General features: G+C 47.1%; 17 protein-coding genes. 8 read left to right on the top strand and 9 right to left on the bottom strand.

All coding sequences use genetic code 11. From position 1 onward, the window contains the following. Positions 1 to 112: 112 nt before the first annotated feature. The 6 genes from ACO6VG_RS16250 (at position 113) to ACO6VG_RS16225 (ending at position 17,502) form a co-directional block, all read left to right on the top strand. Positions 113 to 9,001, top strand: coding sequence for a hypothetical protein (locus ACO6VG_RS16250; protein ID WP_422474725.1), 8,889 nt, complete (start codon positions 113 to 115; stop codon positions 8,999 to 9,001). A gap of 367 nt (positions 9,002 to 9,368) precedes the next feature. Continuing rightward, positions 9,369 to 11,498 carry a type I secretion system permease/ATPase gene (locus ACO6VG_RS16245; RefSeq protein WP_422133264.1) on the top strand — a complete coding sequence of 710 codons (2,130 nt, stop codon included), beginning with the start codon at positions 9,369 to 9,371 and terminating at the stop codon, positions 11,496 to 11,498. Then, a complete protein-coding gene (locus tag ACO6VG_RS16240) occupies positions 11,491 to 12,900 on the top strand; it encodes an HlyD family type I secretion periplasmic adaptor subunit (protein ID WP_422133263.1) in 1,410 nt (469 codons plus the stop codon). Before ACO6VG_RS16245 ends, ACO6VG_RS16240 begins: the two co-directional genes overlap by 8 nt. Positions 12,901 to 12,910: 10 nt before the next feature. Further along, positions 12,911 to 14,722 (top strand): protein kinase domain-containing protein, encoded by a 1,812-nt coding sequence (locus tag ACO6VG_RS16235; protein ID WP_422137632.1) that lies wholly within the window; start codon positions 12,911 to 12,913, stop codon positions 14,720 to 14,722. A 290-nt stretch (positions 14,723 to 15,012) separates the two neighbouring features. Then, positions 15,013 to 16,083 carry a hypothetical protein gene (locus ACO6VG_RS16230; protein ID WP_422474723.1) on the top strand — a complete coding sequence of 357 codons (1,071 nt, stop codon included), beginning with the start codon at positions 15,013 to 15,015 and terminating at the stop codon, positions 16,081 to 16,083. 489 nt (positions 16,084 to 16,572) lie between these two features. After that, positions 16,573 to 17,502, top strand: a complete 930-nt coding sequence (locus ACO6VG_RS16225; protein ID WP_422133260.1) for a hypothetical protein — start codon at positions 16,573 to 16,575, stop codon at positions 17,500 to 17,502. A gap of 98 nt (positions 17,503 to 17,600) precedes the next feature. On the opposite strand, the gene ACO6VG_RS16220 is transcribed toward ACO6VG_RS16225, so the two are convergent. The 5 genes from ACO6VG_RS16220 to pdxB form a co-directional block, all read right to left on the bottom strand. After that, positions 17,601 to 17,795: a DUF3955 domain-containing protein gene (locus ACO6VG_RS16220; protein WP_422133259.1), complete on the bottom strand. Its 195-nt coding sequence runs from the start codon at positions 17,793 to 17,795 to the stop codon at positions 17,601 to 17,603. 188 nt (positions 17,796 to 17,983) lie between these two features. Continuing rightward, on the bottom strand, positions 17,984 to 18,625 hold the full coding sequence (locus ACO6VG_RS16215) for a hypothetical protein (RefSeq protein ID WP_422474721.1): 642 nt from the start codon (positions 18,623 to 18,625) through the stop codon (positions 17,984 to 17,986). Positions 18,626 to 18,786: 161 nt separating this feature from the next. Continuing rightward, on the bottom strand, positions 18,787 to 19,644 hold the full coding sequence (locus tag ACO6VG_RS16210) for a hypothetical protein (RefSeq protein WP_422133257.1): 858 nt from the start codon (positions 19,642 to 19,644) through the stop codon (positions 18,787 to 18,789). Between the two features lie 211 nt (positions 19,645 to 19,855). Continuing rightward, positions 19,856 to 20,233 carry a disulfide bond formation protein B gene (locus ACO6VG_RS16205; protein WP_422133256.1) on the bottom strand — a complete coding sequence of 126 codons (378 nt, stop codon included), beginning with the start codon at positions 20,231 to 20,233 and terminating at the stop codon, positions 19,856 to 19,858. Positions 20,234 to 20,342: 109 nt separating this feature from the next. Beyond that, entirely contained in the window at positions 20,343 to 21,494 is a 1,152-nt protein-coding gene (gene pdxB / locus ACO6VG_RS16200) for a 4-phosphoerythronate dehydrogenase PdxB (RefSeq protein ID WP_422133255.1), read from the bottom strand. A gap of 142 nt (positions 21,495 to 21,636) precedes the next feature. On the opposite strand from pdxB, the gene ACO6VG_RS16195 reads away from it, so the two are divergent. Together ACO6VG_RS16195 and ACO6VG_RS16190 are read left to right on the top strand one after the other, a co-directional pair. Then, entirely contained in the window at positions 21,637 to 22,701 is a 1,065-nt protein-coding gene (locus tag ACO6VG_RS16195) for a DUF3080 family protein (protein WP_422474719.1), read from the top strand. Between the two features lie 81 nt (positions 22,702 to 22,782). Beyond that, positions 22,783 to 23,472: a hypothetical protein gene (locus ACO6VG_RS16190; RefSeq protein ID WP_422474717.1), complete on the top strand. Its 690-nt coding sequence runs from the start codon at positions 22,783 to 22,785 to the stop codon at positions 23,470 to 23,472. A 105-nt stretch (positions 23,473 to 23,577) separates the two neighbouring features. On the opposite strand, the gene ACO6VG_RS16185 is transcribed toward ACO6VG_RS16190, so the two are convergent. From ACO6VG_RS16185 to ACO6VG_RS16170, 4 genes are all read right to left on the bottom strand, one after another. After that, complete coding sequence (locus tag ACO6VG_RS16185; RefSeq protein ID WP_422133252.1) at positions 23,578 to 23,991, bottom strand: hypothetical protein; 414 nt, start codon at positions 23,989 to 23,991, stop codon at positions 23,578 to 23,580. Between the two features lie 216 nt (positions 23,992 to 24,207). Continuing rightward, entirely contained in the window at positions 24,208 to 24,555 is a 348-nt protein-coding gene (locus tag ACO6VG_RS16180) for a hypothetical protein (RefSeq protein WP_422474716.1), read from the bottom strand. A gap of 190 nt (positions 24,556 to 24,745) precedes the next feature. Then, complete coding sequence (locus ACO6VG_RS16175; protein WP_422474714.1) at positions 24,746 to 25,093, bottom strand: hypothetical protein; 348 nt, start codon at positions 25,091 to 25,093, stop codon at positions 24,746 to 24,748. 239 nt (positions 25,094 to 25,332) lie between these two features. After that, a complete protein-coding gene (locus ACO6VG_RS16170; protein ID WP_422474712.1) occupies positions 25,333 to 25,737 on the bottom strand; it encodes a hypothetical protein in 405 nt (134 codons plus the stop codon). Positions 25,738 to 25,913: the final 176 nt, after the last annotated feature.

Raw genomic sequence — 25,913 nt, 5'->3', positions numbered from 1 at the left:
TATCAGGTACACTTTAGGCTTTGACAACACTTTAATAACCGAAAGATTTATAGGACTGCATCATCACTTCAAGCTTGGGGGAACATATATTGATAAAGGACTACTACCAAAAATGGATCCTGAACTCTTTCAAAAAAGTAGCAATTTGCTCAACCCTATATCGGGGATGGCAGCAGGTGATGGGAGGGAAAAGCAGATCGAAAGGGCTGTGATACGTGCTCTTTTAGAAAAAATGTTTGCAGATGGAACTATTTCAGACCCTGACCCTTATTTTGAAACATACGACAAAGACCTGCCAAAAAAGGCATTCGCTCTAATCAAAAGCATCATAAAACAAAGCAATATTGGGGATGTATTCAATAAACTTGAGGAATACGAACTAACGGACCACACCAGTAATAAATTATTTTTTAGCAAAGAAGCAAATTTTGAAGACAACATTATCCATGGATCTCTTTATGACTCACTCAAACCAATAATGGTGACATCTCGCACAAAAAACCCGGTAATCATACTACAACTCGATGAACTCTGTTTTATTCATAACACTGTAGAAGGTTTAAAAAAATCAAAAATAAACACAAAAGAACTCACAGCAAAGATAAAGGAGTATTTGAATCAATTCTATAGAGAAAAAACAATCAGTGTCTCCAGCGATGACATCAATAAAGTTGCAATCATGGCAACTAATCTTTTATATGATCCCGGGAAGGATGACTATCAGCTTATCGCCCAATTAGGTTATCAGGCCTTTGAAAGATTAAAAAATTACCAAATAAAAATAAAACCGACAATCAAGCTAACTGATGACTTCTCAGCAAACAATCCCTTCTATAACAGAAAACCCTATACCCCGGATATTGTCCAGTCAGTAATAGTACGGCAGAAGCCGTACGAAAAACTAATAATGATTCATGTTTCTGATAATCAGATCGACATGATCGATTCTTTAAAAAAGTGTCGTAAAGTTTATGATAACTACCGCACTGAAGACAGCAGCGTTTTGTTCAACGCTGTTAATGTCGATTCAACGGAAAGAAAAAAACTTGAAACAATAAAAGGTGCTCGGATCACAAATATTGGCGAAGACACTAAAGTCATCATTACTGGAAACCTTCACTTCTTTGATACCAAGTTGAATGCAATTTCTCCTCTCTACACCAGGTACTTGGTGGAAAAGCTATCAACAGTCCTGCGAATGGTGATCCCCAGGCATACCACCGTACAAAACATAACGTTCTTGTTTGACAACTCTGCGCAAGACATTCCGGGCTCTGAAGGTTTACTGGATATTAGACAGAAAGATTATGTTGTCCCTGAAGTTTTGAGGGAGTTGGCCAAAGAGAGTATCCGTGCACATTCAGCTGTTGCGGTTCGAGAGTCGATGTCAGCAGGCGCTCCTCAGCAAACCACTGGTCGTGATCCTGATAAGCCGTCAACCTCGAGAGATACGCCCTATCCTGAACTCAACCGTATTGTTTTTACCCTGAACGACGACGATACCATTAAATATAAAGCCAGGTTCGGGTTGGCCTCCATTGACCCCGAAAGTCAGTTGACTTATGCCAGACCCGAAGGCGAGTGCACCGGTACCATAGCCAGAGGTAAGATTGTTGATGTCTTAAGCCAGGATGAGTCTTTTGTTAATTTAGAAGAAGATTCGATCAAAGCCTTAGACAAAATTCCATTTATCGGTGCCAACCCCGAAGGTCATTCTTCCTCTCAAAGACTCGAAGGTGAGCACTATAACGAGATGGGAGATGACTTTAACGATCCCAGAAAAGATGCTCGAGATTATAAATTACAATTTAATTTCCAAGCCGCAATCTCTCATGGATTATGGGAAAATAATGGCAATAAAAAAGTTGCTTTCGTCAATCCGGATCACAGAAAAACTGATCGTTTATCAGACTCACTCTACCTGGCTGAGCATTCTTCCTCGTACAGTGAATGGCTTGCACGCTACAAAAGACGTTTTCCCGAGGCTCACGAAGTCGACCTGCTTGAGCGGGAAATGGACAAATTCAAGAGTGAAGAAGCGAAGGTCAAGGCCTTCGAAACCCTTAAAAGACGGATACAGGCAAAATCATACGATATTCACACTGTCGATCCTTTAACAGTAGAAGGTGCCGCCAGACTTAACGGGAGATACAAAAATGATTTCGACAACATCGATTTTCTCACAGTCGAGCTACCGGGGCCTTGTAACAAGCCTCGAAGATCAGCCGATACCAACAGCTGTGTCACCCGGCGTAAAGAACTGGCAAATGCCCTCCGTTTACTTTCCGGCTCCGATACCCAACTCTATCTTGGCGACGACAACGACAAAACGGATATCGCCCTGCTGAAAACCTCCAACGAAGGTGAGCGCTGGCTGCAGGATTTTTTCACCCGGTTTCGTCGCCTGGAAGGCAAGGACGCATTAGCTCACACACGGGGCATTCACTCTGTCATTGCCCTGGACGACGCCTCGTTTGATTTCGCCCAAAGGCAAATCAAGAAAGGGACGCTGAGTGGCCAGCCCCTGTTGCTGAAAGCCACCCCCTCTGCCAGTTATGTACTGCTCACACCCGCTGGCCGGGTTCAGTCGGCCATCGCCGGAGGAGAGGGCAACCAAGTTACTGTCCTCGGTCGACCAGCTCGACTCATCGCTCATGCTTTGACGACACTGGTCGAATTTACCCCAGACTGCCGCATCGCCACCCTGACCGTCGGTGATCTTGCCAGCAGCAGCCAGCCTCGCGGAATCAAGGCCCTGAACGCCCTGAAAACCTTTATGACCCGTTCGCCCACCGACGGCAAACCCCTGGTGGGCGAACTGATTATCGAGCCCAGAAGTCGTAGTGCCCATGTCTTCAAAAGACTGGTGAAGGATATCGAGCGCCTGATGCCAAAGGACCGCCCGGCGATTGAAACCCTTGTGCTACGCTCCCCGGCCACCCGGCAACCGGAGTACCGGCTGCTCCCTGGCGAAACGACTGTGCTGATGTCGCCCCGGCCATCGGATGCAAAAATCTCCCCCCACTATTTGCCGCCCGGCCACCCTTCGGCTCCGGTGCAACCCCGGACTGAAGACAGTCTCTCAGGTGTGGCCAGTGAGCGGGGCGAATTCAGGCAGCGTCTGCTGGAGTTCGACACCGCCCTGAGGGACGTTAAAGCCGGGCACTCACTCCCCGACAGCATGGTCCCCCGACTGGATACCCTCCACAGGCGTGGCCGGGGCTGGCGCATGGACTTTTTGGAACCCGATACACAGGCCCGAAAAAACATCCGGTTTACGTCCGGAGCCTTTGAACGCTTCCGCAGCTTTCTCCAGGGGCCAGATCATCAAGGGTTCCGAGTCAAAGGGAAAAAAACCTCCGCTGGAGGTCTGAAAAAAGCTGGTCGTTTTATGCCCTTGCTGGGTAGCGGAGTGCCCTTAGCCAGTCTCAACCTGACCGTCAATGAGTACGAGAAGGAACAGGACCCGGAAGTCAACAAACTCATGAAATCCAGTGTGATCTTCGAGTCGGTGGATACGGCAAATTCCACCACTTCTGAGTTTACCGGGCGGTACGGGGTCTTCATTGACAGTTTCATGCACCATGTCAGGGAAGTTTTTAATGGCTATTATAAGGAACAGTTAGAGGAGCTGGCCTCTAAAGGATTGCGGGACGCTCCGGCCAAGACTACACAGATCTTTGACCTGATTCACGCCCAACTAGACCCCGAAAGCTTCCTGGCCAACAACCAGACCCTCAATGCGTTGATGAGCGGGGATGGCAAAAATCTCCTGACCTTGAACATCCAGTCCATCAACCTGGCGAAACAGACCCTGACCTACGGTGGCGGCTATTCATTCCAGACAACCTTAATCGCCGGAAAAAAAGACGACTGGAAACCATGTAAGGACGAATCCGTTATACTTAACTATTTCAAACCATACTGCGCCAGCGACATTAACCGGATCGAATACTCTCCTGACACCTTTAACCTGATCAACGATGCCCTGACGACATTATGCAGGACGGAGTCGCGTTTAACCGGGTATCAATGCTCAGACGGGGTATTCCACAACCTGCGGCAGATGACCGGTAAAATGATCATCTTAATGCCTTCCGTACCCCCGTGGAAGGTCAAGCTCCGCTACACCCCCTTAGAAAATATCCTTTCAAGGAGTGCGCTGGACAGCAGCTCCCCCGGTTTGAAGCTTCTGGATGCCGTCAGCGACAGCAAGCTGAAATGGCTTTACCACAAAATAGTGAAAGACATCCGGTATACCGAGCTTGAGCGGCGTGGCTCCACTTATGTCAGGTCCGACCATTTCAGCTACGACCATAAATACCTTGGCCAGATGCTCACCAGTACCGACGGTTTGAAGTTCCGTCCGTCAACCAGCAGTCTGTATCTCGATAGCCACAATCACCTCGTCGTTTTTCGTCAGGTCTCAGACGAATTTTCCAGACTGCTGGGTTATGACCTGTATAGTCCTGCTGAAGGGGCCGGCAAGACCTACGTCCTGATGTCCAACGGTAACCACCTCATCCGCGTTCACCCCCGGGGGCAGACCTCTACCTGGGTGTTGAACTACGACGGGCGGCTCCCCTATGCCTGCATTAACGGATGGGGTGGAGGGGTGGAACGCTGTTCATCCGGGCCGACTGACAACCAAACCTGGACCCTCACACTGGGTGAGACCCGCTTCCAGTTTCCTAACCCGACGCCAGACGCCCCCTATAGAGTGATAGCTCAGGATCCCAACACCCAGTTTGAGTGGCTGCCGGACCGCAAAGTGATTCATCGCTTGTACGACACTGGCGAACTGAATCACAGTTCGTTAAGGGCCATCAAGCTGGAAGGAATAATGATCAACTACACCGGGGCCAGCCGTTTCCTGCCGCTGGAGCTGAAAGACTGCGACGCCTCACCCCGGATCCGCGCACGCTGTATGGCCGTAGCGCCGGAACAGTGGCTCACATCCGGGTTTGTGCCCAAAAAACCGAAGCTGTGGGCGATGGCCGGTGCCATTGACCCGTTACCCATGAAAGCTGATCCGCCCCCGCGAGTCGAGCAGAACCCGGCCTGGCTGCAACATAAGCAGGACTGTGACCGACAGGTCAATGAGTATCTTAAAAAACCTTACCGCTGCTTCCCTGACAAGCTGGGACTGGCAGAAGCGGACTGGGATCAGTTAGACCGGATCCGGCTCTGGTACGATACCCACCACAGTACGGTAATCCCGCTCGTTGCTCCCTCCGATGACCAGGTAGAACCACTCCAGGGAGGCCCGGACACTGGCTACTATTTTTTTGACTCCGCCAACGGCCAGGTGTTACTACAGACCACCGGAGTCCTGAACCGGGACATCAGCCACTTCCATGAGCTTGAGGTCAGCAAACATGGCGCCTTGTTTGGTAACCACGTATCAAAGACAGTGCCGAACAAAGATGAGTCACAATTGCTGGTGTTTGATGCCCCCTATTATTACCTGTTGACGGCCAGCCCGGCCGGTCAGCTGGCTCACCAGGTTATTGCGGCAGAAACACTGGATGGGCAGCTCAGCGTACCTCCTACCCCACCTGCAGCGACACCCGACACAACGACATCTGACGAGGAGCTGATTCCCTTGCGGATGGTCAATAAATACGACAGTCCAAGTATACTTGGGACCGGCTTTTATGACGGTGCCACCCGAACCTATATTGCTTTCCTGAGCAGCCTGTTGGATGGCGGCCTGCTGATCAATAAGGACGACGGCAGCCGCTTCCGGCAGATCAATGAGCCAGTCCAGAAGACACTGCGCGAGGAGCACCTGCCGGTGCGCAAGGTGGTGCAGGGCCGGACTGTTTACTACCTTTTGTTCAGCCAGCATTCCGGCAATCTGTATTACATAACCACTGTCGTCAAAAATACCAAGAGCGTCCAGCGCCTGAGCTCCGGTTTCCAGGTGATCCGCCCGGCGGGCGAGCGCCGGTCCCCGGCACAGATGGCCGACAACCGGATCTTTGCCCGTGTGCAGGCGCGCTCCGGCGGCCTTTTGGCTGATACCCTCAGTGGCTATCGGCTGTGGATACCAGACCAAGCCTGGGACAACACCCGGGTGGTCAGCGAAAACCTGTCAGTGGAGTCAGGACCCTTTGAGCACTGGGAAGTCAAGGCCACCGGGCAGACTGTCGCCAAGTCGAACGAGACCCTGAGTGTGCGCCAGTTCACCCCCCAATCCGGCGTGGTGATGGACAGCCTGAACCTGGGCCAGATAGTCAACCAGGTCTTCACCAAAGTAACCCTGAGACACCCCGGCACAGCCTGGACCACCGCCAGTGCCCGGGCATTCATCGGTGGGCTTAAGGAACAGTTGCGCACCTTGGTGGCAGAGGCCCGGAAGCAGTTTTCGGCAACGGTGGGACTGGTGCCGCTGAGACCGATCACCCCGATGACCGACCACCCCCTGCTAAGCGCGATCAGACAGTTGGACTTCTGGTACTTCCCAGGCCATGATACCCTGCTGGCGGCCAACACCCGAGACCGGTTTGAGGTCATGGTGAACGACGATGGCCAGCTGCTCGCCCTTTCAGACACCCGCAAACAGGAGGCTTTCGAGTTTTTCCCCCAGCCTGACCAGGGCGCCAAAGGCCATCCCTTTTGTGGCAAGGCTGCCGCCGTTCCGCTGACCGGGGTGCCCAACGAGTTCAACACCCTGATCTCCGGTCCCTGCAGTTACACCCTGCCCTATCTGCCCTATGACACCCAATTGCGAGGCAGTTACCAGTGGCAAGCCAGTGCTCAGGCATGGCGGGTCCAAACGCAGCAGGCCCAATACCTGGCCAACCGGGAGCGTCTGGCCCTGGTGGCCCTCGACCTCAGCCGGATGGGGCCCAGGAAAGCTTCCAACAGCCGAATGTTCAGGACCCGGCAGGATTTCAACCATGGCATGAGATCCCTGCCACGAGACATTCGAGAGCGGATCGACACCGGACTGATCGACCTCAGGCTGCGCCCTGGCTATCTCCCAACCCAGACAGCCTGGATAGATTACCGGGGCCGATTTCCCGCACAACAGAGACTGTTGTTCGGCCTGCCTGACAAGGGGCACAGTGTTCAGCAACTGATTGGGCAAACTTCGGCCATCATGAAAGACCATCACTGGTACTGGTTTCGTCATTCAGCAGCTACGGTCGTTTATAGTAAGGATCAGCAAACGCTGTACCGGGTTAACCTCAGAGGTTACCAGTCCCTGGGTACTTTTAATGGGGTAGCTGTGATGGCCGAGGGTCTGCTGCTGTCAGGAACCCCCGGAGCCGACAAGATCAAACTGGAAACGTTGCGGCTGGACACTTACTACCAAGAGCAAGAGCATCAGGTGGCCTTTGTCCGGAACGGTACCCGACAGCGGTTCGGGATCATGGTGGAGGGCCAGGGTGGGTCCGACGTGATTAAACTGGATGAGACAGACTTGTCATTTTTTGCCCGAATCCTCATCCATCCCGGCCTGGCTGAAGAAAGCATCTCCAAGCACGACAGGGCACTAACCCGCATTGAACTGAATGTATCGGCCTTCCTCTTCCTTGCCTGGCGCCGGGGTCAGAACCTGGTGCTGTCCAACCGGTTTACCACCGGCGATGCCGAGATCGAGATTCAGCAGGTCTGGGCCAGACAGCACGACCAGTTCCTGCAACCCACAACGCTGGTGTTCAATGACCTTGAGCTATCATTATCCGACCTGGCAGCACGGGTGACGGACTCAGGTCAGGGGGTCGTCCTGCCACTCACGGTGAGCAGCCTCGTCAGGAAGGAACGCCTCCGATTCATCAACGCCACAGCCAGCAACCCCCTGTACATCCAGCAGGACCAACCGGTAAAAATCGTCACCTACCAGGCGATGGACGGGATTAAACTGACACTGGAACCCCTGAACGCCACATACGTCAGACGTCAGGTGTTTATTACTGGCACAGGACAGTGGGGCTGGGAGCCGGGCAGTGTTCAGGTGAGCGGGCCGAAACCCGACAGCGGTTACCAGTCATGGCCGTTTCTGCCCTCCGTGATCAGCTCGTCCGCCGTCGGTAACAGGACAGCGAGACTCTGGGGCAATAGCCGCAGTAATATTCTGTACCTTGGCGCCGACGCCCGACAGTGGTCACTCCGTGGATGGGGCGGTCATGACCTGCTGCTGCTGGGAACCTCAGGCAACATCGCAGCACGGCCAGAAGTGCTGGCAAACCGGGGCGACCAGTGTGACAACCGGAGGCTGGATACGCCCGGCAACAGCAGCCTGTGGCAGGCCATTCTCGACTGGACGCGCCCGCTGGTCGGCGGTGTTGGCAATGACGTCTATGACCTGCGGGCGTGCAGGCCAGCCCGCACAATCGACAGCCGTGGCAAGCATTATGTTCTACTGTCGTCCGGGTCTAAGGCGGATTTACGACGTTTGTCGGGTGATAACAGCACCGCACTGTTCTTTACCGACCTGACCCCGGAACAGGTGGCGTTCAGCCAGTGTAACCCGCAGGCGCAGAGCAACCTCACCCACAGCAACCACTCCCTGCCATTGGATAGCCAAACCTTCAGGATCATCAATACCCGCAACAACCAGACACTGGCACTGGTGAAACCGGACGTGCTGGCCAGCCTGCACTTTAAAGGTGGACAAGTCAGCCTGAACCCTATGGCTATGATCAACAGAAATGACAGTACGTCAGCCATGGACGACAGTGACGGGGGAGAGAATGAAGCCGTGACCTTTCTGAACAAAATCATTCGCAGAGGGCAACGGCTGGTGAATTACCTGTGCAGCCTGGCCGGAGGTGAGAAAGGCGACATTGAATCAGAGAGCGAGCGGCCATTAGGGACAAGCCTGAATGATACGGAACTGTACCAGCACTACCAGCGACTTGTTCAGGACCTCAGTGCCCTATCAGGCAATCACAGTAGCGAGAGCCCGTCGTTTATTACATCGGCAAGCCAGGGAATGACACAAAACCTGACGACTCCGCTAAATTTGACGTTGATAAATCGGGGTTGAGTAAACAGGCTGATCAAGTCATTACGATAGTCCGGAAGTTTGTGTGCAAATTCTGTGAGGAACATGGCGGAGTTCCATACTACACTGCGTGTTGCGTTTTTTACGCATTTGAAGCCCTCTGTTTCAGCATTCCCTGATGTTTATTGATATTGGGTGATGGCTGAAAAAAGCAGAAGGGCTTTATTTATTTTGCAAGATCAATTTCCAAGGTTTCAATAATCAAGGTTTTCAATAGATTGTGTTTTTTGATGGGAACTAACCTACAGAAATGACCTTAAGAATAATTTTTTTTCAGGCTTTGTTTGTTTACACAAAGCTGGTTTGCACATAGTTCGTTTGCACAAAAAAACATTGCAGGCAGTACACAATGGATCAACCCAACACGCACTCGGCAGCAAGTGCACTCGCTCTGCTGCTGAAATTCCATGAAAAAAACGTCGACATCAACTCGCTGATTCATGAGTTATCCGGCAAAGACGTCAGTATCGACATACGGGAACTTGTCAGGTTATCCCGGCGCCTTGGCATGAAGGCCCGGAAGGTCAGAATTAAAAACAACCTACATAAAGCCCCTCTTCCCTTTATCGCCCAGGGAAAAGATCACCAGTTTTTTATCATTGCCAATATCGATACAGATAAGCAGACCGCGATGGTGCAATTTTTTGGTCAGCAGCCATGTATTCTGAAACTGGCAGAACTCTGGAAAAGCTGGGATGGCAGCGCCCTTTGGATGACCCGACGGTTTGATTTGGCCCACACCATGAAACGCTTTGGCATCAGCTGGTTTATTCCGGTGGTGATCAAATACCGCCGGGTATTGGGCGAAGTGGTTCTTGCCTCATTTTTCCTGCAACTGTTCGCCCTGATTACCCCGATCTGTTTTCAGGTTGTTATGGATACAGTGCTGGTGCACCAGGCCATATCCACCCTGAATGTTATTGCCATTGCCCTGCTGGCCATGTCACTGTTTGAAGTGGCGCTGAGCACCTTGCGGATGTATCTGTTCTCCCACACCAGCTGCCGGGTGGATGTAGAGCTGGGCAGCCGACTGTTCGAGCACCTGTTGAAAATCCCCATTGCCTATTTCAGTGCCCGGCCTGTGGGTCAGGTGGTGGCCCGGGTTCGGGAGCTGGAGAACATTCGGGCATTTCTTACCAACAATGCCATGACTCTGATACTGGATCTGTTTTTCACCATTGTTTTGTTTATCGCCATGTACTTCTACTCATCCACACTCACCTGGGTCGTATTGGCTTCCATCCCTTTTTACGTTCTGCTTTCCGTACTGATCAGCCCTAGCCTGCACAATCGCGCCAAGGAACTGTTTGAGCGCAGTGCCATCAATCAGGCCTTCCTGACTGAAGCAGTTACCGGCATGGAAACCCTGAAGTCAACTGCTGTTGAACCAAGAATGCAGTCCCGCTGGGAGCGTTACCTGTCGAGTTATGCCAAAGCCAGCTTCAACAGCAGCGTACTGGGCACAGTTGGCAGCAACCTGGTGGAGCTGATTAACAAAATTGTCACCGTAGCCCTGTTGTGGATTGGCGCCAAAGAGGTCATTAGCGGTCAACTGACCATTGGTGAGCTGATTGCTTTCAATATGCTTTCAGGTCAAGTCGCCCAGCCGATCCTGAGGCTTTCCCAACTCTGGCAGGAGTTCCAGCAGTTCCGGATATCCATTGCCCGCTTGGGTGATGTTCTGAACACCCCCCAGGAGCCACAGCAGAGTCTGGATAAACCACCCATAGAGGCATTGCAGGGTCATATCCAGATGGAGCGGGTCAATTTCAGCTACAGCTGCGAACTGCAGAATACCCTGAGCGACATCTCCCTGATAATTCCTGCCGGACAAACTATCGGCATTGTTGGCGAGTCCGGCTCCGGTAAGTCGACCCTGGCAAAACTGCTGCTGCGTCTGTATGTGCCAAACACCGGGAAAGTATTAATAGACGACAACGACATTGCGCTTCTTGACCCCTCCTGGTTGCGGCGGCAAATCAGCGTTGTGCTTCAGGAGAACACACTGTTCAACGGTACCATCCGGGAGAACATTGCCCATTCAGACCCCCTGCTACCTATGGAAGCTGTGATTGGTGCTGCCAAACTGGCAGGTGCCCATGAATTCATCACCCGTATGGCCCGGGGCTACGACACCGAGCTGGGTGAGCGTGGTACAGGACTGTCCGGTGGACAGAGACAACGAATTGCCATTGCCAGGGCACTGACCAGCAATCCGAAAATTCTTATTTTCGATGAGGCAACCTCAGCACTGGACTACGAGTCCGAACATGTGCTGCAACAAAATATGGACGCCATTTCCGAAGACCGAACGGTGATCACCATTGCCCACCGACTTTCAACCATCCGACATTGTGACCGGATTATTGTCATGAAAGATGGCAGGATTACCGAAGACGGCACCCACCATAGCCTGATCGATATGAACGGTTACTACACAAGATTGTGGAACATCCAGTCAGGTAACCAAGATGATTAAACAGCTCAAGCGTCTCTTCTCTGCTTTTCGTCCCAAAGAAGAAAACGAGTTCCTGCCCGCTGCGGTAGAAATCCTGGAGACCCCCGCTTCCCCCCTTAAGCACGTCTTAACCCTCGGTATCTGCCTGTTACTGGTGATTGCTCTGGTCTGGGCATGGTTTGGTAATCTTGATGTCGTCGTAGAAGCGGAAGGGCGTGTTATCCCCGACGGGTACTCAAAAAAAATCAGTCCCATACAGGTGGCCAGAGTCAGCACCATTTTTGTCGATGAGGGTAGTCGGGTCAAAAAGGGTGACAAACTTATTGAACTGATCCCCAACCCCACTGACTCAGAAAATAATACCCTGCAAACCGCCCGTGAAATTACCAGTGCCCAGTTGTCTGCCCTTAGAGAAAAAACCCTGCTCAGGATGGTCAACACCCCGGACCTTAACCAGCCGGTTTCCGTTAATCTGGAACAGGAGGCTGCCCTTGCACAGCTGGTTTTTGAGGTCCCCCCTGACGAACAGCGATGGTCGACAGAAAACAGCAACCTGACCAGTGAGCTGGATGCTTTTCTTTCGGCGGATAAAGCTATAGCAAAAACCATTGATGAGTTGTCTACGACCCTGCTGGTTGATACCGAAGAAATTGAACGTCTTCGGCTTCTACACCCTATTCATGACAAGCTGGCCACCATTACCCAAGGCCTCTATCAGAAAAAAATGATGTCCGAAGTGGACTGGCTGACACGACGGGAAAAACAGATTGACACCACTCAGCAACTGAAAGTCATGGTGCTGCGCCATAAGGAACACGAAGCGCGATATCAGGCTTTATTGGCCGAACGACAACAAAAGCGTGAATCTTTTATCTCGAACCATGTTAAGGAGTATCTGGGAGCGATCGAACAACTGGATCGTGCAGACAAGACGGGGCAAAAGGCGAACCAGCGAGAAAAAAACCAGATATTAATCGCACCCATCGATGGCATTGTCCAGCAAATTCAGACCCACTCCTCCGGGGATGTGGTTCAGCCGGGCCAGCCTGTTATGGTGATTGTGCCCACCAATATGCTGCTGATCGTTGAAGCCATCATTCTTAATAAAGACATTCGCTGGGTCAGGCCCGAGCAAAAAGTACAGGTAAAAGTCGAAACCTTTCCCTACACCCGCTATGGCTATCTGGACGGTCATGTCCGAAGAGTATCCAGCGACGCAATTAACGATGAACAAAAGGGCTGGGTTTTCCAAATCTATATTGATCTGGAAAAAGACTGGTTTCAGGTGGAAAATCTCAGGATCAGATTACAGCCTGGGATGATAGTCACCGCTGACGTTATTGTTAGCCAGCGTCGTTTACTGGAATACTTCCTGTCACCCCTGCTGCGTTATCAGAAAGAAACCTTCCGAGAAACCATGTAGGTCAATGTTAATGCAAGACCACAGCACTTCTATTGTTATTGCATTTGACAGCACCTGCCAGCAATGGTTTTCTAGGCGCCGGGAAACAGAAAAGAAGAATATGAAGCCGTTAAAAATGACCACAGCCGGTGCCAGCAGTGCCGGCGTCAAGGAAGAAAATCAGGACGCCTGGGTGGCGGAGGTGCCAGCAAACACCCATGTAATGCATAACAAAGGTGCTGTTCTGGCTCTGGCCGACGGCGTCAGCGCCTGTAGTGAAGCCCGTCGGGCCAGCCATACCTCTATCTCCAGCTTTACCTCTGATTATTACAGTACCCCGGATTCCTGGACGGCCCGTTATTCGGCCGCCAGGATTCTCAGCGCATTGAACCGCTGGCTTTATCAGCAGGGTCATACGGACCCCATGGATAAGGGCAGCTGGTGTACCACTTTTACCGCCATGATTCTGAAGTCAGCGACATTGCATCTGGTGCATACCGGTGACTCCAGAGCCTGGCGGATAAGAAATAATGAGCTGGAATGTCTGACCCGGGATCATACTGCCACTCTGGGTGGACGACAGTATTTAGGTCGGGCACTGGGCATGGCGCCTGATGTCGAAGTGGATTACAGATCAGAAGCTTTGGATGTCGGAGACATACTGCTACTGACCACCGATGGCATTCATGATTTTCTCTCACAGGATGCCCTCAAAAAGTGCTTTTCCGATCAAAGATCACTGGATGAAGTGGCACAACATCTGGTGGACCTGGCATTAAAGAACGGCAGCCATGACAACCTGACCTGCGTCATCGGTCGCATTGATGAAGTCCCTGCCGGAGATGCTGGTGAAAACCTGGAAAGGCTTTCCCAACTGAGATTGCCACCAGATCTCTACCCTGGTCAGATACTCGACGGCTATCGTATTCTTGAAGAACTTCACGCCAGCAAACGCAGCCAGCTTTATCTCGCAGAAGATATTGGGCCTGAGGAAGTCGCTGCCCATCATGTGGTCATCAAAACCCCTTCTATCAACTATGAAGATGACCCCGATTACCTCGAAGGTTTTATGCGTGAAGAATGGATTGGTCGCAGAGTAAAACATCCTTCTATTATGGCAATCATGGCCCCCAGGCCAGGTCGGAAATTTCTTTACCATACCTGTGAATACATAAAAGGTCAGACCCTGCGCAGCTGGATGCAGGAGAACCCCAAACCGACTCTGACTCAGGTCAGGGATATTGTCGCCCAGATGATCACCGCTGTTCGGGGGCTGCACAGACTTCAGATTCTGCACCAGGATCTGAAGCCGGAAAATCTGATGTTTGACCAGAAAGGCCGTCTGAAACTGATTGATTTTGGATCAGCAAGAGTCGCGGGGGATTTGGAAAATCAGCAGGCTCATCACAGCGATTTACCCCAGGGCAGCAAAAACTATACGGCGCCGGAATACTTTCTGGACGGGGTTATCGACGAAAGAGCGGATCAGTTTGCCATTGGCGTGATGGCCTATGAATTGCTGACCGGTAAACTGCCCTACCCGGAACATTCAGGCAGCAGTATCAGGGTCAGACATTATCAGCATATGCAATACCGCCACGCCAACCTGTCTGACTCATCCATTCCTTCATGGATTGATTCGGCACTGGCAAAAGCCGTGGCTGCTGACCCGGCTAAACGATACCCTGCCCTGTCTGAGTTTTTGCAAGATCTCAAACAACCGAACCGTTCATTCAGGAACCGGGACTTTCAGCCCCTGATAGAACGAAATCCGGTGTTGACCTGGCAGTTGATTGCGCTGTTACTTTTTATTGTCAATCTGATCCAGTATTTAAGCAGTTAAACCAGAGCGGGTTTTACATATAACACAACGTCCGTGATTGTCTTCACAGCGTGAGAATGAGGTCTGATCCACTCGAGAGCTTTATACCTACGGTAAGTCAGGCCACTTTTCAGGCAATGTCTTTCAGATCCGTAGCATTGAGTGGCACCATTATGCATGTACTGAGAGGCAAAAACTTTGTTAGTTACACTTAACAACTTGTTATGAACTTCTTTTATAAATCTGATTCTAACTTACTACCTTTAATCCTGACTGGATAAAGGTAAATATTGGCTTTGGAGTAATAATTCATGGACGGTATCAATAAAAGAAATGAGTCATTCAATCCATTTCCACCAGAACCTAAGCGAGCTAAATCAGAGGAAGCATCCACCGGTGCTATTATGGGCAGGGACGTCACTGTACGTAACACTAGTGAACCTTCACTGCCTGAATCGCCTCTATTACCCGATACAGGGAAATCAACTGTAACTCATGTAACATCGGTTGAAGAAACGACTCGAGCAATAGAGCGCTACCTGAAGGACAGCTCCGGCAAAGAGCCACTGAACAAGCTTGGCATGACAGCGGAAGGGCGGATTGTCCGTTTGGCAGAGCAGGATGAATGCCATCAGCCGAAACTGCGCCGAGTGCTTGAACAACAGTTTGCGGCCCTGCTACCCACGGCTAAAGGCAAGTCGTTCTGGAAGCCGGAGGTTAAGAACACTTTAAGCACTGAATTTAAGACCCTTTTAAATTTCCGAAACCGAATCCAGCGGGACCGGCAGATCCGAAATCGGCTGATGGAGCTGGAGAAGCAATATGCTTCTGAATTTGAAAAACTCGATAAGCTGACCACAACCAAAATAACCGTCCTCGATGAGGCGATCACTAAAGGCAGCAATCAACCGGGCGAACCTTTTGCGCAATACATGTTTAAAAACGAGTTTACCCAAAGCCGCTGGGCATTTTCAGATAACCGCAAATCCGGGGCTATCAAACCCAGAGACTTCTATATGAGCAATGTGATTGCCCGTCAGTTTAAGTTGAGTTTCGACAGTTTCGGATGGCTTCTGGAACTGCCGGAGATCATTGACCGGGAAATGATTACGAATCAGAAAACCATAGAGATCCTGTTAGAGCACAAAAAAGATTACGGCTCGGACGCTTTCAAGACAGCCTTTCTGGAAACAACGGTAAACGGAAAGAGTACGGTTAATGTTGCACGGGATCTTGGACTGATTATTGAACGTATCACCGTTAGTTATCATCACAAGCTGGTGGAGAGGATTGATGAATCGATTACCGACAAAGAGGCGTATAAGTGGTTTGATGTGCATGTCCATGTCAGACCTAACGAAGTGCTGTACGACCCAGTATGAAAGTAATTCTCTGGTACAGGAAGTGCCTTAATATCAGTAATTTTGTTGAGAGTTTTTTTCTGAGTGGTGTTCATAAGCCCTTGTGAAAAAATAGACACTATAGAAGGACACCGCGCTGGCATTCCGGCGCCAGAGCTACAACACCCTAAACCGGCAGAAACAGCTAAAGCAGTTCGTAAAGATAAAAGTGGCATACGTACATTTGTGCATAGCAAGAAGATCTTTCCTTCGTAGGCAATGAGAATAATGATTTTCATGTGAAGTCCTTGCTGATTTAGAAGCATTTAATGGATGTCCTATTTCCCCTTACTTCCTGATTTAGAAGCATTTAATGGATGTCCTATTTCCCCTTACTTCCTCCTTCCTATTTCCCCTTTTCGTCGCATGAGCGCCTGACTCCAATGCTGCCGTTTCACGATCTCTGGTAGTTTGAAACCATTTCATCTTTTTAATGTCTAATACTATATACACAGTATGGAGATGAAAGCTATGTTGCTCAGAATAATAGTTTTATTATACTTATTTTCTTTTTTACTTAGTGCAGATGCCTCTGCGCTACGACCAACTTACGTAATGGTTTTTCATGAAAATTATTGTAAAAACTATAATAGTGCGATTCAACATTATATGGATAGCCTGGAGTTAAACGGGTATTCCGCATTTCATTTTTGCACTGACACTGTTGATATAAATGAGCTAAAAAAACGAATCAACCATAATACCGAAAAGAGAAAAGTGAGTTTATCCGAGATAAAAGGAATTAATATCTTTGGCCCAATCACTTCCACTAAAGTAATCGATTATCTTAAACCCTATGGCCTCTCATTTTATCCTACCACAACTTTAGCGGCTGATAATATTGAGTTAGTTTTACGGAAAAATACAGTAATCGATATTAAAACTGAAAAGTATAAATCTCCCGTTATTAAACGATGGGTGTCACATATATTTGCATCACCCAGTGAAATTAATACAGATATATCTACAGCACTGTATGCTTTTTCAGATAAGCTGGCTCGGCATGGAGTTATTTCCGCTGGAGAAATTTTCAAAAACAATCTACAGAATAATTTTTCGAATTACAGAACAATCGAGTATTATAGCTTCCCTCGCGGTGAAGGAACTGCAATAATAGGAATGACATCTTTTCCTGTCCTCTGGACCATTTCCGGACTTGCTCGCATGCGAGAAGGTTACGGTTTCTGGAAGCGATATCAAACATTCGGTGATTATTTTGGCAGCTCTCTTCTTATAGGCTTAATGTTAGGGCTTGAAGCATACTCAATAAAGAGTTATTTATATACTCAATATTACCTACCTGATGACAATCGATGGAAAAAAGTCTTATTGACAAAATCGTTAGCTATTGATGGTTTTCTCGATACTTATGCCGAGCAACATAACCATTTCCATTATTGAAAAATATTACTTTGAGAAGAAATGACAAGTACCTAAAGTAATGAGAGGCATTTTTTTTTCGCAAGGTTAGGTACTTATGACAATTATTTATTTTTAGCTCATTCTGGCTTAAAAAAGCTGATAGCAAACGCCACCAAAGCCAACAGTTGAAAAATCCAGAACAATGGGAGAAAACCGAATGACTCGGTTAGTATTCCGTTGTGATTTACGTATGCACCGACAGAGTAGTAGACGACTAAGCAGCCTATGCCACATAAGCTCAAGATCAGACTTATCTTATATTTACGGAACATAAAAACCTCAACGCTCTAACCTTTCGATGTTTAAGCTTCTGCTCAAAAAAACGATTCTCGATTATCTTAAAGTAGCTATTAATTATGATTCTATCACCAACCATTGTGAACCGCCGGTGTAAAGAAGCTATTATCGGACGCTTTAGATAAATACCAGAAACCTCTGGCCATCCAATTTTTTCGCTTTACTATCTACTTACTCCTCGCTTGATTGTCCAGGTAGAAATCAGTGCCTCTGCTAACAACAAAGGGGTGGGTAAAAAAGTTAATAAATGTGCCCCTGACTGATTCGTGAACAACTTCCCAGCATAATGACCCTGAGAAATTGAACTAAATACGGTTCGCGATTCTTCAACAAACATACTTTGTTTTTCGGGTTTCATAGTTCCGAAAAATTCTTGTATCATTTCAAAAATAAGTTCTTTTTTAACTGTTCCTTTCATTTCATAAAAAACTGCAGACTGGAGTATCATAACATATCTTAAAATCAACTCACGGCTCTCATTTGGAACATAATGCAAACACAATGTTGCCAATATGAGTAGTGAAAGAACATCCCCTTTAGCGGCGTATTCTTCACTTAGGGTTGAAACAAAGGGTATCAATTCACTTCGAATGCCATGTTCTGAAACAATCTCATCAGTAATATGCAGCATTGAAACCGCATCATGCTGCATCCCCCAGGAAAGTGAACCATGCAATCTATCTGTAAAAGCTATTTTGAATTCATTTATACTGGCTTCTAATTTCTCTTTACCATCTGCAAATCCTGAGTTAGGAAACATAGAAAAAGCTATAAAAATTGACAAGAAAATCTTTATACTTTTCATGATGTACCACCATGTGTTTTTAACATCAGAAACTAAAAATAGCTCATTTTTTTCACTTTGCCTTTTAACTTGACACCAGCAGTCATTACCGAAGCAGTTTTTGCATTGAGTGCACCAAAACTTTTTTGGAGTACCAGGCGTGCCGCAGATAACCAGAAGGCTCAGTCATTTCCTTCAAAGGTTATTTGTTTTGAATAATATTCAGGCGCTAATCTAACGATCCTCACTGAGTCTGAAGGGTATGACTCCTGAGCAGCTGACAATGACTGAAAAAATATATCACACACTCCATGTTTGCTTATATACCTTCCATCTCCTATGTAAAAAAGACTATGAACTAAACTTTCACCTGATAATAATTGAACGATGTCTCCCCAGCGTACTTTTTCCTGATCGAATTTTTGAATAGATACAAATGAAAGCTTTTCATACCAGCCATTGAAATTTTGACTTATTTGTTTATCCATTCCAAATGCCAGGTAATTAACAAATTGATGACAAACACCACTCACAACACTTTCCTGATCTTCAAAAAAATATAAAGTTTTGCAAACATTCTCAAAGCCGTGCGTAAAGATATCTGACAACCTTTTTTTTACTTTCTCCCGATAGCATAAATCAAGATTTACTTCCTCGCTCAAAGGCAAAGACACTGAAAAATCTTTTCCTGAAACAGGGTAATCCGGACTTAATCTATAATGCTTTACACCATTTAAACTAAACGGAAAAACATGATTTTTTTTAACTCCGGATTTTTTTTCAACGTCGAGCTTTTCAGCGTAATGTTCTTCAAGGTACCATTTTATTACGTAGAGTTCTTCATTAAGAAAACGAAAATCATTAGCAGAGTCAACCTTTCTTTCTGATAATAATTTTGTTCCAACCTGAGCTTGGTAACTTTGATAAGAGCTAACTTGATTAACTCCTAACTCTTTAGCTCCTAAACCTTTAGCTTCAGTAGTTTCTGATTGAATTGAAGCCAGGTTGAATTGTAATTGCATTTCTGTCACTGAGTTCATTGTTATACATCCATTAGTATTTCATTAAGCACCTGTCCAGATGGTTTATCAAATCTGGATGGCAGTTTTTTTATTCTTCCAGATTAAAAATCTTATTATTCATTTGACAGATAAAACGAATAATAATTTCCTTTTATGGATATTAATACTAACCATAAAGTAAGCCAGCATAACAAATAGCCGGAACTTATCTTCGGACTTTTGTTTCAGACTATTGCTTCAGACTTTTACGGCTTAGTAAAGCCCGTTCGATCAAGAGCAGCAACTCGCCACAGAGCAAACACAGAGCAATGATAACCAGCGGGGTATTCAACGAGAAGTGCCAGCTTTTTATCATCAGGAACAGGTGCTGGGAAGCCGTGACCAGACCGACCACGGAAAACAGACAGGTTAAGAAAATACTGATATAGCGGTAATGAGGCAAAACCATCAGAACACCGAGCAGACCAATGGCAGTTCTTTCCGTGCGGCAGAATGGACAGGTTTTCACGATCTCTGTCAGATCCATCCACCAGGTCACTGCGCAAATCGCAATAGCTATCCAGCCCAAAGGTCTAATGTAGCGGCTCATCACCAGTGTTTTGATCATGTAACCTGTCCCAGTGCACTCATCTGTACAGGTTTATCGTAAGATTCCTGAGACTCTTTATAACGAAGTGATCGTATCGATCTGCATACGAGAAACTAGCAAAACTGTCTCAGACCTCCTGAAGATTAAAGCCCAGGGCCTTCAGATGTTCTTGAACCTTAGGCTCACACTTTTTGGCCTGAAGCACCAGAGTGCTGAATTCCCGCCGCTCCCGGTAGTGCTTTCTCATCCGGTCAAATTCGATAGCGCACGCCTCTTTCTTCATGGTGATGAGACGTCGCATAAGCGCATCGTCACGGCGCAGATCGTAGACGGATTTCATCGCAATACCTGCGGCCTGGGCAGCGGTAGCTGAGTCATTAAAACCCATTCTCTTCAGTGCAGGCATGGGAGTGATAGCGGCCAGTCTAACCCTGCACGGCAAGCCAAAGGTCTGGCAAAGGGCCTTATAGACCTTCTCGGTACCCGAGATCTTGCCGTCAAGACTATAGCCAGCAATATGGGGGGTGCCGATATCCACGCGAGCCAGCAAATCCAGATTGACATCGGGCTCATATTCCCAGACATCCAGCACCACACTGAGATCCAGACCTTCTTCGAGTAATTCCAATAGCGCCTGATTATCAATGACCGGGCCTCTCCCGGCATTGATCAGAATAGAGCCCGGTTTTATCTTGCTCAGCCTGTCATAATCCAACATATGATAGGTAGGATAATCCACGTCCTGGGTCAGGGGAGTATGCAGAGCAATGACATCACACTGACGTAACAAAGTTTCCAGGGATTCGAACCGAACACCCGCCGTTCGTTCACAAAGTGGATCACAGGCCATGACCTCAACACCCAGCCCTTCAAGGGTTTTATACAGTTGGCTGCCCACCTGACCATGACCCACAATACCTACCTTTCTGTTCACCAGACTGAAGCCATCCCGATCGGCAAGAATATCCAGGGCGCAAAGCACATACTCAACAACAGAACGGGCATTACAGCCAGGCGCATTGGCAAAAGTAATGCCCCGGCCAGCCAGAGTTTGCTGATCGATATGGTCAACGCCCGCAGTACAAGAACCAACAAACCTGAGAGATGAAGCCTGCCGCAGTAGTGCTTCATTCACCACTGTTACTGAACGCACCAGCAGCGCGTCTGCGTCCGCAATATCGCTTGCAGTAATATCTCGCCCGTGTAAAGCCACTACTTCACCCAGTGCCCCGAAGCATTCATGAAGTAATGGAATGTTCTCGTCAGCAACAATTTTCATCGATGGCCGTATTCGTTAAATCCAGTGATGGCGTGATACTATAGTCCATTCTTAAAATTAACAACTCAGGGCTTATGTGGATCGGTCACTCCTGTTTGAGAAATAAAACCTATACTGCACTCAATCCTGTCAATCACTGCTCATGACTTTGAAAGTAACTGTTCGCTCCCTTGCCTTGCTTTTGCTGATCACACTGGCAGGCTGTGGTTATCGTTCCACAGCTGAATACCAGCTGGAAGAGTATGAAGAAAGAATCAGTAACGTTACCGGACAGCCAATGCCGTCTGCTACGGTCAGTTTTCCTGAAATGCCTCCGTTAAGACAGCGTCAATATCCATTACCGGATATTCGTTTAAAAGCACTGGAAGCCCTGAATCTTCTCGAATGCCCAAGACTTACGCAGCTTATTGCACACCGCAACAACAGTTTAGGTAAGCAGATGCAGCCTTCCCAGTTGCTGCACTACGAAAAAAAACTGATCGTCCAGCTGGAAGACTGCACAAACTATTTACAGCAGCAGAATAAAAAGGCAGAACTAAGAGCCAGATTGAAAGCTATCCTTCAGCGGAAAGAAGCCGCATTGCCTGCCGCCAAATGGAACATGCTGCTGTCTGGAACTGAACTGCCAAGCCAGTTGAGCGGCTTTCAGACCCTGCTTCCTCTCCATGGAGATAATGGCCGTCAGGGAACACTGGAAGCCTTAAACTATCTGAGGCTTTATCTGAAAAATGACCGTTTTGCTCCTCCCTACGATCAACAGTCTCTGGAAATGCAACTGCAACAATTAACCGCTTCTCACTACAGTGGTCAACTACTGGCTGCCGCGTCAGCTATTACCAACACTCTCAACCGTGTTTCAGTGATGCTGGAAAAGAGCGACAATATCTGCCCTCAAGGTCGGCGCTCTGTAAAAATAGAACGACTCAACAACGTCTTCAGACTTTTCTACGTCGACAGTATCCAACCCTACATGGCCAAAGTCGTTTCAGAAGGGAGAGAGTGGCGATCTGTCATGTTGCCTTTACTGCTTGAACTGCCACCTGCTCCAGACAAGGCCATGAAAGACTACCTATTGGCCATTACCGGTTCTGATTACGCCTTTTCAGTTTGGCAGCAATTGGACAAGGCCATTCTGCGCCATACCCGAAGTTGGCAAAAAGTGCTGTCTGAATGCCAGATGCAACCCGGACAAATCCCTCCGAATTAACTTCCAGACTCCAGTGCCGATAGACAGCCTTAAGGGCGATTCCTGACTCACACTTATGCGCCCTGCAGCACGGGAGATTCAATGGATAAAAAGCCGGATGACGAAGGGAATGTGATTGACCTTTTTACCCGCAAACCCGTCAACGAAACCGAAAGTGAAAAAATTATCAGGCTGGCGCCGGAGCAGGATGGCCTGGAAATGCTTTACAGCAACGACGCTAATCCCGGAAAACTGTTCAGTATGAAAATTCTCTGCTGGGCCCTGAAAAAAGATGGTACAGTGGATGCTCTGGTGCCATGGCTCAATAAGCTGGTGCCTGCCCGAGAGCTCAATGATCCGCTGAATGGACGCTGGGAAGGCTACTACGACAGCTTTCATGATCACGCCTTTTTTGAGCCTCCCGAATACAAAATAACAGAGCTGGAAACCGCCGCCCTATACTTTCAAACGCAAGAAGAAGACCCTAACTTCATTTTGCAGGAAATTGGCGACAATATTGGCACTCATGCCATCCTGACAGAAGACAACTTTCACACCCTGATGTTGATTCATGTCACTAGCTGGCGCCTGTACAATGATGGTCGTATTCTTGCCATGCTGGCCGATGAGAAGAAAGTAAAAACCACACCCATTCTGCCCAAAGATGAATGCCTTTTTCCAGCGCAGGAGCATGAAGATTTCAAGTATTTCTTTCACCACATCATTGCCAACAAAATTAAACATGGTGACCCTGATGCCATTGCAGCCTTCACCGAAATGATCGAAGATTAAGCACCTGATGTCAGGGAAGATTTTTTCTAATTATTAACCCCCCCATTTGGAGAGGCTGCGCTACAGGGAAAGTCCCTTGCTAATCTTTGTTATGAACTCTATTTCTTAATATTTTGGTTTTAATACGCACTGATCCCTTCCTTGCCCAGGGTTAAAGCTTATGGAATCTACAATCACTTCTTTATAAAATGAGCCTTGGGGATGACCAACAAATATTTGGCTAATTGAATCCAGATCGTACAAAGGTAAAACATGTGCCACAGTCAAATAAAATTGCCCCATCATCACGCCAGTAATTGCTTGATAAATATCACCATCAGTTGTTATTACGATTACTTGCAAAGGAGGATTTAATAAATAAGTTAGTGATTTCACACTGCACTCTTCTTTTTTTACAGTTTTTTTTACAGTTGTGTCCTGGCTGATATTCTTATCAGAACCTGAGTTATCTTCTTCCATCATGCCCCAAGTGTTTATTGAAATAAATTTAACAACAAAGAGTAGAACAGAAACCTTCATTACAACACCAACTTAAATAGAACAAAATCAGATTGGGTATTATAGCTTATACTGAGAGGCTTATAACGCCTGTCGCTTGAGGAGCGCACAGCAGGAATCTCGTGAAAAACCCTGCCAAGTGCATTTTTATTAGTTTGATATTTTCATCACAAGAACCACTTAAAAGATTCTATAAAATACCTTCTCACAGTTTTAAATTGATTCTAATTTATTAATTTAATGATCATACACCGAAAGAGATAGCTCATAATTATAGGTAGCATTTCTTCTTGAAAAGGCTCTTTTCATTAAAACCCTGATGACATAGTTACCATCTTTAAGTATTTCAACAGGCTTATCATTTTCTAAAGTAAGGTTGACTGGAGAATAAATTATAACTTCAAGGTTTTTTGCTCGTAGATTGGATAAAAGTTTATCATTTTTATATAAATACAATTTATACTCGTCGTATGCATAACCTGAAATACTCCCTCTATAAACGTATTCATGAATATCGCCCTGACTGGTATAAAAACAACCAGTTAGAACCACTAACAGAAAGACATGGGAATATTTTTTAATCATCTTTCCTCCACTACCTCTAACTCTGATGCTCTTTGTTCTACTCTTTCCCCCTTATACTTTATATTAAATCACTAACCTATACGCTCGAAATCGTATTCAGGTGCGCCGTAGAGCCTGTATTTTTTATGGTCCGATTTTAAAGTATGCTTTTAATCGTCTTGATGAGTTTTATTAAAAGAGTTTCAAGATTTCACCGTCGTTGAACCTGAATGTGCTGAATTTTCCCATCATACACGACCACATCTTCCGAACCAGAATACTCTACAACTTCAGCAGTGTGTGTTTCACCGACAAAGTTAAAAGTAAAATGAACAATTCCGGGTTTGGTTTCTGTGACACTGCTTACTTGCCATTCAAGTCTTACAAACATACCATGATAAAGTCTCTGCATAGTCATGATGTCATTCACACCCAGAAAAAGCTCACCCTTTCCTGATCTGTAAGTAGTACTTTCACAAAATAGCTTTGTGATCTCATCAAAATTACTGTCATTTGAGAGTTGGAAGTAATACTTTGCTATCTTCAATGGATCGGTCATGCTTTGAGCTCCTCAACTGTAAAGAACTGAGTCATAGCATAGACCAGCCCGGGAACATAACACCAGCTTCAGCTGAACCACCGACTGCAGTGAGCAGTTGAACCAAGTCCCGGATAGAATTGGCAGATGCAGGAATTTTCACAAACTAAGCTAATGCATCTTGCAAAATATTTCTATTGACTCTGCCAAGACCAGAATAGTCAGACTTGAAAAAACGAAAGCTGATACGAATAATGCTTTTATTTACTTTGCTTTAACCCCATAATTTCACTTTTTAACTCTTGAAGCTCTTCGCTCAAGCCTAAGTCACTACATATGTTGATATACTCTCCACCTTCATTCAAAATATTCAAAACTCCTAGTAAGAGCTCCATTAACTGATCATTTAAGTCTTTATTTTTTTGCAAACCCAGAAAAGTAAAATCAACAAAACCACCTGACGCGGATACAGAAGAAGACTTTATCAGCTGATTAAAACCAGTGCGACCTAAACCATCTTCTGCCAACCTTTTTAATTGCCTCAAATATATTTCTTTTGGTTTTTTTGGATTATATTGAGTTCCTATTAAGACTACTGAAGATATAATTCGAATCATATCAATTATTTCTGCAAGCCCAGATATTTCACAAGCATTCAAAAACATTTGATGACACTCAGCACTTTTTTTATATGATATTATTAATCCCCTGTCGTTAATCGAAAGAAAACGAGAACTGATTGAAAGAACTGTTGCGTACGAATGAAATGAAAGCAAAAATATCAGCAACAATGAGATCGTCTTTTTGAACCTCATAATAAACTGTTCTCATGGTCTATTTA

Source organism: Endozoicomonas sp. ALB032 (genome assembly GCF_049310125.1).
Lineage (GTDB): Bacteria > Pseudomonadota > Gammaproteobacteria > Pseudomonadales > Endozoicomonadaceae > Endozoicomonas_A.
This window is presented reverse-complemented; position numbering and strand designations above follow the sequence as displayed.